The following is a 12,975-nucleotide window of genomic DNA, read 5'->3' on the forward strand; positions in this document are numbered from 1 at the left end:
CACCCCACTTAAAGCATAGCCAACGCTTTATCTGACTCCCGAGAAAAATATCAACATCTGCGTACACTCCGTTAATACGCAAAAAAAAGGGGTGACAAGCACCCCTTTTTAAATAAATTTTTGATTACGCCAGTTGGCGTAGTATGCGGCGTAGCGGCTCCGCTGCGCCCCACAGGAGCTGGTCCCCCACGGTGAATGCGGAGAGGAAGTCCGACCCCATATTCAGCTTACGCAGACGCCCTACAGGGGTCGTCAGCGTGCCGGTTACCGCAGCAGGCGTCAGTTCGCGCATGGTGATTTCACGGTCGTTCGGCACCACTTTCGCCCATGGGTTATGGGCCGCCAGCAGCTCTTCGATGGTCGGAATCGACACATCTTTTTTCAATTTAATGGTAAATGCCTGGCTGTGGCAGCGCAGTGCGCCAACGCGGACACACAGGCCATCAACCGGAATCGTGGTGGTTGTGCCCAGAATCTTGTTGGTTTCAGCCTGGCCTTTCCACTCTTCGCGGCTTTGGCCGTTATCGAGCTGTTTGTCGATCCACGGAATCAGGCTGCCTGCCAACGGCACGCCGAAGTTGTCGACAGGCAGTTCGCCGCTGCGGGAAAGCTGGGTGACTTTGCGTTCGATATCGAGGATGGCAGACGCCGGATCTGCCAGTTCAGCAGCCACGAGGCCGTGCAGTTGCCCCATTTGCGCCAGCAGTTCACGCATATGACGCGCACCGCCGCCGGAAGCCGCCTGATACGTCGCCACAGAAACCCATTCAACCAGATCATTGGAGAAAAGACCGCCCAGTGACATCAGCATCAGGCTGACAGTACAGTTGCCGCCAACGAAGGTTTTGATGCCTTTGTTCAGGCCGTCGGTGATGACAGCCTGGTTCACCGGGTCAAGAATGATGATGGCGTCATCTTTCATACGCAGAGAAGAGGCAGCATCGATCCAGTAACCCTGCCAGCCGCTTTCACGAAGCTTTGGATAAATTTCGTTGGTATAATCGCCGCCCTGGCAGGTGACAATGATGTCGAGGGCCTTCAGCGCTTCCAGATCGAATGCGTCCTGCAACGTACCGGTAGACTTACCGCCGAATGTCGGGGCTGCCTGACCAAGCTGGGAAGTTGAAAAGAAGACCGGGCGAATGGCGTCGAAGTCGCGCTCTTCTACCATGCGTTGCATGAGTACGGAGCCGACCATTCCGCGCCAACCGATAAAACCAACATTTTTCATAGCGTATTTCCTGCGAAGGTGTGTGCTGTTAGTGCGAGCCAGTATCCAACTGGCGCTAATAGTCCACCTTACAAAATGCACGCAAAGTCGCAAGTGAAATTAATCAATGATGGGCAAGCCATCAGAAATACCGCTAATCAGCGGCAAAATGGGTAATTGATAATGAGCGAAATCATTTCGGTGGCAGTGTTGTTGATTCTGATTATGGACCCTCTCGGGAACCTGCCGATATTTATGTCAGTACTCAAGCATACTGAGCCGAAGCGCCGCCGAAAAATCATGATTCGCGAGCTGCTCATCGCACTGGTGCTGATGCTGGTTTTCCTCTTCGCGGGCGAAAATATTCTGGCGTTTCTCAACCTACGCGCCGAAACGGTTTCGATTTCCGGCGGCATCATCCTGTTTCTGATCGCCATTAAGATGATTTTCCCCAGCGAGTCCGGCAGCAGCATGGGACTGCCTGCGGGTGAAGAACCGTTTATCGTACCGCTGGCGGTTCCGCTGGTGGCCGGGCCAACGCTGCTTGCAACTCTGATGCTGCTTTCACACCAGTACCCTAATCAGATGGGCCATCTGGTGATTGCCCTGTTGATAGCCTGGGGCGGTACCGTGGCGATCTTGCTGCAATCATCGCTGTTCCTGCGTTTGCTCGGCGAGAAAGGAGTGAACGCGCTGGAGCGTTTAATGGGGCTGGTTCTGGTGATGCTCGCAACCCAGATGTTCCTGGACGGCATCCGCCTGTGGATGAAGGGTTAGCAAGGTAAAAAGCAAAACGGCAACGGATATAAAAGCAAAAAGGCAACGCAAGTTGCCTTTTTTAGTGTTTGCTCCCTCTCCCCGTGGGAGAGGGTTGGGGTGAGGGCATCAGACAGCTCCTCACCCAGTGGAGAGGGCCGGGGTGAGGGCATCAGACCGCACTCCCCTAAACAGTAAAATCAACTCAACAACGTAAAGGCAATCATCCCGACAATCGCCCCTGTGGTGCCCAGAATCGTTTCCATTAACGTCCAGGTTTTCAGCGTCTGCGCTTCGGTGGCGCCGGTAAACTTACCGAACAACCAGAAACCCGCATCATTCACATGGCTCACCACAATGGAACCACCCGCGATACAAATCGACAGGGCCGCCAGTTGCGCACCGGAAAAATGCAGTTGCTCAATTACCGGCATCACCAGGCCCACCGCCGTCAAACAGGCAACCGTCGCCGACCCCTGAATAATGCGCACGGCGGCTGCCAGCACGAAACAGGTCACTGCAATCGGCAGCCCCATACCGGTCAGCGCTTCGCCCAGCGCCGGGCCAACACCGGAATCCACCAGCACCTGCTTGAATACACCGCCCGCACCAATCACCAGCAGGATAATCCCGGCAGGCTGCAATGCCTGACCGCAGATCTCCATGACCCGGTCTTTCGCCATGCCCTGGCGAATCGCCAGACCGTAGATTGCCACCAGGCAAGCCACCAGAATCGCGGTGAACGGGTGACCGATAAACTCCAGCCAGTTGTAGAGGTCCGAACCCTCTGCCACAAAACGTGCAGCGATAGTTTTCAGCCCCACCAGTACCAGCGGCAGCAGAATCAGCGACAGACTAAAGCCGAATGAGGGCATTTTACCCTCGCCCAGATGCGGCTCAGTGATGTCGTCGGGGATATGCAGCGCGACATAGCGGCTGATAAAGTTGCCCCACAGCGGCCCGGCGATCAGCATTCCAGGAACGGCAGCGCACAGCCCAATCAGGATCATCCAGCCAAAGTCAGCGTGCATCTGGGAAGCCAGCAGCATCGGCGCAGGCCCAGGCAGCAGAAACGCTGCGGCTGCCGCCACGCCCGCAAACAGCGGAATCACCAGCTTCACAAGGTTAGTACCGGTATGGCGCGCCATAGAGAAGGCAACGCTTATCAGCAACACCACCGCCACTTCAAAGAACAGCGGCAGCGCGCAAATCAACCCCGCCAGGCCAATCGCGAAATGCGCGCGATTGTGACCAAAAGATTTGAGCATCTTCACGGCAATCTGATCGACCGCGCCGGTCTCATGCAGAATTTTGCCGAACATCGCCCCTAAAGCCACCACAATGGCGAGGAAGCCCAGCGTCCCGCCCATCCCTTTTTCCATGGTCGCCGCAATCTTGATCAACGGCATACCGGAAAAAAGCCCTGCACCAATAGAAACCACCATCAAAGCAACGAAAGCGTGCATACGCGCTTTCATGACTAAAAACAGCAGCAGCAACACAGAGCCAACTGCTGTTAAAACAAGCGTCAATGTACTCACAACAACTGCCTTTATTTGTTAATCACTTCAATTGTGCTGGCGACAACACCTTCCAGGGGCTGGTCAATGTCGACGATCAGTACGTCGCGCTCATCCGCACCCGGCTCTTCCAGGGCTTCAAACTGGGTCACCAGCATTTGCGTTTTAAAGAAGTGGCCTTTACGCGCTTTCAGGCGGCTTTCGATAACATCGAAGTCCCCTTTCAGGTAGATAAAGGAGAGGTTAGGGTTGCCGTCACGCAGCAGGTCGCGGTAACGCTTTTTCAGCGCTGAACAGACAATCAGCGACACTTTGTTGGTGCGCTGCATTGCAAAGGCCGCATCGTTGAGTGCCTGCAACCAGGGTTTACGGTCATCGTCATTCAACGGCTCGCCTGCGGCCATTTTCATGATGTTGGCGCGTGGATGCAGGAAGTCGCCGTCAAGAAACGCGGCATGGAGTTGATGCGCCACTTCACTGGCGACAGCGGATTTACCACTGCCAGATACGCCCATCAGGACATAGACGTGGTGATCATGGTTAGTCGTGCTCAAAGCGTAGCTCCCACAGGTACAAAGTGAATTGTTACGGGTAACAGTTATCGGTAACATTGTCCTGCCGGGGTAATGGATAAGCAATAACCATTCGTGCCAGAAGTGAATAAGTGTGAGCTACTTCAAATTTGTCAGACTAAATAGATCCACCCGGTGACAATGTGAAACCTAAATCTAACAATTTTGGCGTAACAGATTCACCACGAATGCGCGCCAGCAGGCGTTCTGCGCCAATACGCCCCATACGTTCACGCGGCGTAAGGACGCTCGCCAGACGCGGCTCCATTACCTGGCCAATGTCGTGACCGTGGAACCCGGCAATCGCCATATCATCAGGAACTTTCAGCCCCAAACGCTGGCATTCGAACGCCGCGCCGACCGCAAGGTCATCGTTGGTGCAAAAAATTCCGTCCAGTTGCGAGTATTCGCGACGCGCCTGCCGCATAAGCTCAATGCCCGCGGTATAGGACGAGGACTGTTCTACCATCACGCTGTATGGCGTCAGACCCGCATCAAGCATCGCCTGCTCATACCCCTTCTGTTTGATGATAGTACGTTCGTCGAGACGTGCGCCCAGGTAGGCCACCCGGCGATGACCACGTTCAATAATGGCCGCCGTCATCTGCCGCGCCGCTTCAAAGTTGTCGAAGCCAACGGCGATGTCCAGGCAAGGCGACTTGCTGTCCATCAGTTCAACAACAGGGATACCCGCCACCTCAATCATTTTCAGCGTGCGAGGCGTATGGGTACGTTCAGTGAGGATAAGGCCGTCAATATTCCACGACAGCATCGATTCAAGCCGCTCTTCTTCCAGCTCAGGTTTATAGCCGAAGTGCGCCAGCATGGTTTGATAACCAAACGCATCCGTCACGCTTTCGATGCCGCGCAGGACTTCTGCGAACACCTGGTTGGTTAAAGAGGGAAGCAGCACGCCAACCGCACGGCTGGTGGCATTGGAGAGAATATCCGGAGCCCGATTCGGAATGTAGCCCAGTTCATCAAGTGCAGCCGCTATTTTAGACCGAAGCGCCACGGAGACTTGCTCCGGGTTGCGTAAAAATCGGCTGACCGTCATTTTGGTCACGCCAACGCGATCGGCCACATCCTGAAGTACGGGTCTTTTCTTTTTCATCGTCCTGAATTGATAAACGGGGAAACATCAGGCCAGTTTATCACGGACAGCACGCAACCTTCTGGTGTTAACCAGAAGGTTGCGTCATTTATTTAAGCCCGATCAAACTGGCGGCAGGTCGAAAAGTAAAATTTCGCTGTCGCTATCGGCATGAATGGACAGAGCCTGCTCGTCCCAGATGGCCAGGCCATCGCTGGTGGTCGCTTTCGTGCCGTTAATGGATACCTCACCTTTCACCACCTGAATCCAGACTTTGCGGTCTGCAGAAACCTGATACACAGACTGCTCATCTTTCAACAGCGCCCAGCGATAAAGCTCCATGTCCTGATGCACTTTCAGCGAACCGTCGCGAGCATCCGGCGACAGCACCAGTTGGCGGCCCTGCGTTGCATCAAAGCGGCGTTGTTCGTAACGCGGCGTGATGCCATTTTCTTCTGGAATAATCCAGATCTGGTACAGACGCAGCGGTTCAGTGGCGCTGGGGTTGTACTCAGAGTGCCGCACGCCGGTGCCTGCGCTCATAATCTGGAACTCACCTGCCGGGACCTGTTCTTTATTGCCCATGCTGTCCTGATGTTCGACCGCGCCTTGCAGTACATACGTCAGGATTTCCATATCTTTATGGGGATGGGTACCAAACCCCTGCCCGGCATCGATCACGTCGTCGTTAATCACGCGCAGTGCAGAAAAACCCATAAAGTTCGCATCATAATAGTTGGCAAACGAAAAGGTATGCCAGGAGTCAAGCCAGCCATGATTTGCGTGGCCACGGTCGTTTGCTTTGCGTAAATAAATCATGTTTTCACCCTCATGTTCGTTTCGATGGGGTAAGTGTGGACCCGATCGCTGACCAATCATAGAGGGTGAAAATTGACTCCTCTGTTCAAAAAAAATGAATGAGTTTTGTAACCTTAAGACCACTTATTTTGCGAGGGTTACCGTGGATGGAGAGGCCTGTTCGAAGGCGCGTTCCAGGATCTCCAGGTTGGTCAGAACATCAGATTCCTTGACGTAATTATCCGCCCCGGTGGTCAACGTGGCATAGAGCGCATCATAGACCCGGCCATAGTCACCAATTTCCGGTTTCAGCTCCTCACGCACCGTTTCACCCGCGTCATTCACATACTCCAGCACGCCGATACTGTTATCTGCCGCAAACCCCGCTTCACCAGGCATGATATTGGCCTTCAGGCTGGTCTCCTGCTGGTCGATGCCGTACTTGATAAATGATCCTCTGGTCCCGTGGACAATAAACTTCGGATAGTCGATTTTGACCAGATAGCTGGTTTTTACGATGGCTTTCAGATCGCCATAAAAGAGCTGCGCTTCAAAGGTGTCATCCGGGTTGGCCTTGTTGCGCAGGCTACGAATGTCATACGCCACATGGTCCGGACGACCAAACAGTGAAATAATTTGATCCATCGTATGCACGCCAAGCCCGTAGAAGGATCCATCCTGCGGCAGGCCCGGTTTCGTTTCTGCAACCGGGCGGTAGTAATCGAAGTGGCTCTCTACTTCAACGATTTCACCTAACTTGCCGCTCTCGATGGCTTTTTTGGCCATCAAAAAACAGGTGTCAAAGCGGCGATTCTGATACGGCGTGACGGTCAGGCCTTTGCTTTTTGCCAGTTCAAAGAGGGTGACAGCTTCGGCAATCGTTGGTGTGAATGGCTTTTCTACCAGCACATTTTTCCCGGCTTCCAGCGCCCGTTTCGCGTACTCAAAATGGCTGTCCGCGTGGGTACAAACGATGACCAGCCTGACCTGCGGATCATTGAGCACCTCATCAAGATCGCTGGTGAAGTGAATATGCTGATACTGCGGATGCTGTTCTTCCGGTTTCGCATGGCGGCGAAAGATATGCGCCACATGCCAGGTATCTTTGCGATTCAGAACGTAAGGGAGATGATAGCGGGTGGTGCTTTTACCAAAGCCGATAAATGCGCAATGCAGAGTCATAATGCTGTCCTTGTTTAGCGTCGCAGCCTTAAACCTTAGCGCAAGACGCCCACCGATAAAAACCGCTGCCATCAATGAACAAGATATTCATCCAGCTCATTCCAACCTTACGACCTATATCCTGGAATTATAAAAGAAGAATAAACAACCGCTTCCATTCTTAAAATCCTCTGACACATCTTGATCTCATTGACCAAATTGCCGATAAAAGTGCCGCGAAAAGCAGGATGTTTCTCGCAATAACAGGTCAGCCACGCATCAGGCTGGCTGCCATGGAAAGCGGCTCAGGGAATTATGGACAGAAAATATCTCCTGCTAAACCTCACCCTTCTGGTCTGGCTATTTGCGCTGTTGTCCTGGTGCGTTGGCGCATCATCGCTGGCGCGTTACGCAGGAGTGCTGGCCTTTGCCACCTTTAGCGCTTTTATCCTGAGAGGATTCATAACAGGTATGTTCAAAAAACATAAAAACAGCGAAAACACGGGCGCAATAGCTGCCACCCCTTCTACCGATAATCAACACCAGGCCGAGACGGAAACATCTACGGTGATCGCCCGTGATGTTCATCTTGAAGGCAATATTGCTTCATCCAGCCCGGTGTACGTTTACGGCAGTATACGGGGTGATATCGACGTGAAAGAGAGTCTGGTCAACGTCATGCGTGAAGGACGGGTCGAAGGCAACATTAACTGCCAGCAATTGATTATCGACGGCACCGTGACAGGCCAGTGTACGGGCGATGCGGTAGATATTGCCGAAAACGGTACGCTAACCGGCACGCTGGTTTATCGCACGTTGAGCATAAAACAGGGCGGCACCTTTACAGGCCAGGCGGAACTGCGTGCCCCACGACAGGAGCAGACGAACATTGTGGGGCTGGTGCTCGACACCACCACAGAGGCCACAAGCAAAAAGGCTGAGGGAAAACGCAGGTAAAAAAAAAGCCAGCACCCGGCTGGCTAAGAAATACTGGAAGCAATGTGAGCAATGTCGTGCTTTCAGGATTACCGCATCGGTTTCCCTGAACGCATGGCAATAATAATCATTATCATTCGCACTTGTCTACCCTTTTTTGCAAAAAATGGCAGTTGACGCACTTTGCAAACTTCGTGATGTTGAAGAGGATATTTCACTAAAAGAGGAAAAAGGAATGAGTGACATTGTGATACGCCATATTGAAGCCAGCGATGCAGAAGCATTACGCCACATCAATTCACATCCTGGGGTGTATCACGACACGCTACAAATTCCTCATCCTTCCATGGCGATGTGGCAAGAAAGGGCCGCCGTCAAACCAGGCCGACGCCACCTCGTCGCCTGTCTTGACGAAGAGGTCGTCGGACACCTGGCTCTGGATATCATGGAAAATCCCCGGCGCGGTCACGTTGCCACCTTTGGAATTGGCGTTTCAGCGGAAAAGCATGGGCGTGGCGTAGGCAGCGCGTTAATGCGCGAAATGGTGAACCTGTGCGACAACTGGCTGCGAATAGAACGTATTGAATTGACCGTCTTCGTTGATAATGCCCCGGCGCTGACGCTGTATCAGAAATTCGGTTTTGAAATTGAAGGAACCGGAAAGCGCTTCGCCCTGCGCAACGGCGAATACGTGGACGCCTATTTTATGGCACGGATAAAACAGTAAGCCTCCACGATTAACAAACCGCTCAACCCATCCCCTCTTCCTTTCAGGAAGAGGGGATTGAGAAACTTAATATCCCGCCGTTAAATCATCCACCGTACGCGGGTCAGACGCACCGTACAGCGTGCCGTCCGGGCCAACCATAATGCTCTGCGTACTGCCCATCGCCTCTTTCACAACCACCTTCTGCCCTTTCTGCTCTAGCAGCTTGAGGGTGTCCGGGCTAAAGCCTTTTTCGACGCGCAGTTCATCCGGCAGCCACTGATGATGAAAGCGCGGGGCATTGGTCGCTTCGGCGACATTCATCCCAAAATCGATGCTGTTTACCACGATTTGCAGCACAGTTGTGATGATTCGGCTACCGCCAGGACTCCCCGTAACCAGCCAGGTTTTCCCGTCTTTCACCACGATAGTCGGCGACATGGAAGAGAGCGGACGCTTGCCCGGCCCCACCGCATTCGCATCGCCCCCCACCAGCCCATAGACATTCGGCACGCCGGGTTTGGCCGAGAAATCATCCATTTCGTTGTTCATCAGGATGCCGGTATTTCCCGCCACAATCCCGCTACCAAAGGTGGTGTTGAGGGTGTAGGTCACCGCGACGGCATTACCGTCTTTATCCACCACCGAATAGTGCGTTGTTTGGTTACTCTCGTAGGGCTCAAGCTTGCCCGGACGAATCTGGCTCGATGGCTTCGCTTTATTGACGTCGATTTGCTGAGCCAGCGATTTTGCATAATCCTTGTTGGTCAATGCCTGCCAGGGCACCTTCACAAAATCCGGATCGCCAAGGTATTCAGACCTGTCGGCATAGGCGTATTTTTCCGCCTCCGCCATTACCTGCAAGGTATCCGCGCTGCCGAAGCCATATTTCGCGAGGTCAAAGTTCTCAAGGATATTGAGGATCTGCACAATATGGATCCCCCCGGAAGAGGGCGGCGGCATGGAGAAAACCTGGTAGCCGCGATAGTCGCCGCTGATGGGGGGGCGCTCGACGGCTTTGTAATTGGCCAAATCTTCTTTCGTGATCAGCCCGCCGTTTTTACTCATCTCCTGAGCAATCTGATCGGCAATCGAGCCTTTATAGAATGCGTCCGGCCCTTTTTCGGCAATCATCTCCAGGCTCTTTGCCAGGTTCGCCTGAACCAGTTTGTCGCCTTTTTTCAGGGGCTCGCCGTCTTTCCAGAAAATGGCTTTGCTGTTTTCATGGTTTGGCAGCACTTCACTGCCATAGGTTTTGAGATCGTCAGCCAGCGCGTCGTTCACCACGAAGCCCTGCTTTGCCAGCTTTATGGCCGGCTGTACGACTTTATTCAGCGGCAATGTGCCATATTTTTCCAGCGCCAGCGAAAAGCCCGCCACTGTGCCCGGCGTACCGGAAGCTAAGTGTGACGTGAGAGACTTTTTGCTGTCCGGGTTGCCCTGGTCGTCAAGAAACATATCGCGCGTTGCTGCTGCCGGGGCCATTTCACGAAAATCAATTGCGGTCGTTTTGCCATCTTTGGTACGGATCATCATAAACCCGCCGCCACCGAGATTACCTGCCTGCGGGTGCGTTACGGCCAGCGCATAGCCAACCGCCACGGCGGCATCAACGGCGTTGCCCCCCTGTTTGAGGATATCGACGCCAACACGGGTTGCGGTTTCGTCAACGGACGCCACCATCCCCTGTTTCGCACGAACCGGATGAAAGACATCCGCCTCAACGCCATACGACACCGGAGCCGGTGCCGCAACGGGCGGAGGTGCCGCCGCAACGCTAAAACATCCTCCCGCCATCAGAGCGGCTATCGCCACCCAACGCGCAAACTTCTGTTTCATCATCGTCGTTCTCCTGAGAAGGGGCTACAGTCCCCGCTTAAGTCTGGTTCAGAACTCCTAAAAGATCATCGTAGTGCGTGAAACGGAGTAAACTTAGAAGAAGCCTCAGAAGGAGGAGAAGATGATGAAACGACTATTTATTCTGGCCGCATTCTTGCCATTGGCCGCTTTCGCACAGCCGCTCAATACCACCAATAACCCGAACCAACCGGGTTATCAGATACCGAGTCAGCAGCGAATGCAGACGCAAATGCTTAATCAGCAACAGCAGCAAAAAGGGATGTTAAATCAGAATTTGCAGACGCAAACGCGCCTGCAACAGCAGCATCTGGAAGCGCAGATTAATAATAATTCCCAGCGGGTAAGGCAGGCGCAGCCGGGGGAGCTCGACCCGGGTACCCAGCAGATGCTCCCCAATACAAACGGCGGCATGCTGAACCAAAGCGTTAATAACGATGCGACACTGGGTCAGCAGCAACATATGCTGCCCGCTAACCAGGCCGGCAGCAGCATGCTGAATCAAACCCATACCAGCACGCCGCAAGCGAATATCCCGCTAAAAACCGTTACGCCTTAAGGCTGAAAATCTGGCCCGATGACTTCAATGTTGTCGGTACAGATGCAATCAACGCCCCAGCGTAGCAGTTGAGACGCACGCTGCGGGCGATTGACGGTATAAACCAGAATGCGTAACCCGGCATCCCGCAGCATATCCACACGTTCTTCATCAAGAAGCGTGTGATTAAGATGGATGGAGAAACATTCCAGACGGGTAGTCAGCTCCCGCCAGTCATCGCGCCATTCATCCAGCAGCAACCCACGCGGTAGTTCCGGTGCTGCCGCTTTCGCCGCCTCCAGCGCATCAATTTCAAACGACGACAGCAGCGGTGTCGGCATATCAGCCCAGAGTTCGCGCGCCGCCAGTGCCACCACTTTGCCCGTCAACGAGCCAGTGCCGGTCGTCGGTTTAATTTCGATGTTCGCCATCATGCCGTACTGACGGCAGCGGTCGGCAACCTGCGACAGCAGCGGCAGCGGTTCACCTTTGAATTCGCCGCCAAACCAGCCGCCTGCGTCTACTTTCAGCAGATCGTTCCATTCCAGATCCCCGGCAACACCCCAGCCGTTGCTGGTGCGCTCAAGATTATCGTCATGCAGCAGAAAAATTTGCCCGTCTTTCGACAACTTCGCATCGAACTCGATCATCGTGTGACCGTAGCGAGCGCCCACATCAATGGCCGCCAGCGTATTTTCCGGGGCGAGTTTCCCACCGCCACGATGGGCGGCGACGTGGGGGTAAGGCCAGTTGCTCATACACGTTGTCCTGTTTCACCGTCAAAAAGGTGCAGGTGATTCTCCGGCAAATGCAGCCACAGCGTACTGCCCTGCTTCGGTCTGTCCTGATGTGCAAGGCGCACCACCAGCTTATGGTCGCCCCAGCGACCGTGGGCCAGGTTATCTGCGCCAAGCATCTCAAGCGTATCCATCACCAGCGGTACGCCACCTGCGGACTGTGAGCTTAACGCAATATGTTCCGGGCGGATACCCAATGTCATTTTACGCCCGGCATAACCCCGGTAGTACCAGTTAATGGGCAGGGCCATACCGCTATCCAATTCAAAATGGGTACCGGTGTGGCTGATACGCCCATCCAGTAAGTTCATCGCCGGGCTACCGATAAAACTCGCCACAAAGCGGCTGGCCGGTTTTTCGTACACCTCTACAGGTGTGCCGATCTGTTCCGCCACCCCTTTATTCATCACCATCACGCGCTGCGCCAGCGTCATTGCCTCTACCTGGTCGTGGGTCACGTAGAGCGACGTCGTTTTCAGGCGACGGTGTAAATGCTGCAGTTCCAGCCGCATCTGGACGCGTAGTTTCGCATCAAGGTTTGATAGCGGTTCATCAAACAGAAACACCGCCGGATCGCGCACAATGGCACGCCCCATCGCCACACGCTGACGCTGGCCGCCGGATAATTCGCGCGGACGGCGCTTTAACAGACCATCCAACTCCAGAATACGGGCCGCCTCTTTTACGCGATCGGCAATGTGCTCTTTACCCATGCCGCGAATTTTCAGCCCCCAGGCCATGTTCTCTTCCACGCTCATATGCGGGTAGAGCGCATAGTTCTGGAACACCATCGCAATACCGCGATCTTTCGGCTCCGTTTCCGTCACGCGCTGGCTATCAATCCAGATATCGCCAGTGCTGACGCGCTCAAGGCCAGCGACCATGCGGAGCAGCGTCGACTTTCCGCAACCGGATGGCCCCACCATTACAATAAATTCGCCGTCCGCCACGTCCAGCGTCAGCGGTTGGATAACCTGCGTTTTGCCGTTATCCCAGCTTTTGGTTACGGCCTGTAATTTTAATCCTGCCAT

The 12,975-nt window shown here is 54.0% G+C and carries 13 protein-coding genes; 4 read left to right on the forward strand and 9 right to left on the reverse strand.

Annotated features, from left to right (window positions below; all coding sequences use genetic code 11):
- Window positions 1–124: 124 nt before the first annotated feature.
- Complete coding sequence (asd, locus tag IP582_RS23370) at window positions 125–1,231, reverse strand: aspartate-semialdehyde dehydrogenase (protein ID WP_041851356.1); 1,107 nt, start codon at window positions 1,229–1,231, stop codon at window positions 125–127.
- Window positions 1,232–1,393: 162 nt separating this feature from the next.
- Between asd and IP582_RS23375 the strand changes: the two genes are divergently transcribed.
- Window positions 1,394–1,987: a YhgN family NAAT transporter gene (locus tag IP582_RS23375; RefSeq protein ID WP_041851355.1), complete on the forward strand. Its 594-nt coding sequence runs from the start codon at window positions 1,394–1,396 to the stop codon at window positions 1,985–1,987.
- 179 nt (window positions 1,988–2,166) lie between these two features.
- Here IP582_RS23375 and gntU read toward each other — a convergent pair whose 3' ends face one another.
- The 5 genes from gntU to IP582_RS23400 all read right to left on the reverse strand — a co-directional run bounded on the left by gntU (window position 2,167) and on the right by IP582_RS23400 (window position 7,131).
- Entirely contained in the window at window positions 2,167–3,507 is a 1,341-nt protein-coding gene (gene gntU / locus IP582_RS23380; RefSeq protein ID WP_041851354.1) for a gluconate transporter, read from the reverse strand.
- 11 nt (window positions 3,508–3,518) lie between these two features.
- The gene (gene gntK / locus IP582_RS23385) at window positions 3,519–4,040 is read right to left on the reverse strand and encodes a gluconokinase (protein ID WP_064572416.1); all 522 of its coding nucleotides are present in this window, start codon (window positions 4,038–4,040) and stop codon (window positions 3,519–3,521) included.
- A gap of 136 nt (window positions 4,041–4,176) precedes the next feature.
- Entirely contained in the window at window positions 4,177–5,172 is a 996-nt protein-coding gene (gntR, locus tag IP582_RS23390) for a gluconate operon transcriptional repressor GntR (RefSeq protein WP_041851352.1), read from the reverse strand.
- 102 nt (window positions 5,173–5,274) lie between these two features.
- Window positions 5,275–5,970 (reverse strand): pirin family protein, encoded by a 696-nt coding sequence (locus tag IP582_RS23395; RefSeq protein WP_193794553.1) that lies wholly within the window; start codon window positions 5,968–5,970, stop codon window positions 5,275–5,277.
- A 123-nt stretch (window positions 5,971–6,093) separates the two neighbouring features.
- Entirely contained in the window at window positions 6,094–7,131 is a 1,038-nt protein-coding gene (locus IP582_RS23400; RefSeq protein WP_193794554.1) for an oxidoreductase, read from the reverse strand.
- A gap of 294 nt (window positions 7,132–7,425) precedes the next feature.
- Between IP582_RS23400 and IP582_RS23405 the strand changes: the two genes are divergently transcribed.
- Window positions 7,426–8,067 carry a polymer-forming cytoskeletal protein gene (locus IP582_RS23405; RefSeq protein WP_193794555.1) on the forward strand — a complete coding sequence of 214 codons (642 nt, stop codon included), beginning with the start codon at window positions 7,426–7,428 and terminating at the stop codon, window positions 8,065–8,067.
- A 214-nt stretch (window positions 8,068–8,281) separates the two neighbouring features.
- Window positions 8,282–8,773, forward strand: coding sequence for an N-acetyltransferase (gene yhhY / locus IP582_RS23410; protein WP_041851348.1), 492 nt, complete (start codon window positions 8,282–8,284; stop codon window positions 8,771–8,773).
- 66 nt (window positions 8,774–8,839) lie between these two features.
- Here the strand turns inward: yhhY and ggt are convergent, their stop codons facing one another.
- A complete protein-coding gene (gene ggt / locus IP582_RS23415; protein WP_193794556.1) occupies window positions 8,840–10,594 on the reverse strand; it encodes a gamma-glutamyltransferase in 1,755 nt (584 codons plus the stop codon).
- A gap of 121 nt (window positions 10,595–10,715) precedes the next feature.
- Here ggt and IP582_RS23420 point away from each other — a divergent pair, with 121 nt between their 5' ends.
- Window positions 10,716–11,168 (forward strand): DUF2756 family protein, encoded by a 453-nt coding sequence (locus IP582_RS23420; protein ID WP_193796337.1) that lies wholly within the window; start codon window positions 10,716–10,718, stop codon window positions 11,166–11,168.
- Here the strand turns inward: IP582_RS23420 and ugpQ are convergent.
- Complete coding sequence (gene ugpQ / locus IP582_RS23425; protein ID WP_193794557.1) at window positions 11,165–11,905, reverse strand: glycerophosphodiester phosphodiesterase; 741 nt, start codon at window positions 11,903–11,905, stop codon at window positions 11,165–11,167. The two genes, IP582_RS23420 and ugpQ, sit on opposite strands and share 4 nt — an antisense overlap.
- A complete protein-coding gene (locus IP582_RS23430) occupies window positions 11,902–12,975 on the reverse strand; it encodes a sn-glycerol-3-phosphate import ATP-binding protein UgpC (RefSeq protein ID WP_193794558.1) in 1,074 nt (357 codons plus the stop codon). Before IP582_RS23430 ends, ugpQ begins: the two co-directional genes overlap by 4 nt.

The sequence above is a fragment of the Citrobacter sp. BDA59-3 genome, from assembly GCF_015167655.1.
In the GTDB taxonomy this organism is placed as follows: Bacteria; Pseudomonadota; Gammaproteobacteria; order Enterobacterales; family Enterobacteriaceae; genus Phytobacter; species Phytobacter diazotrophicus.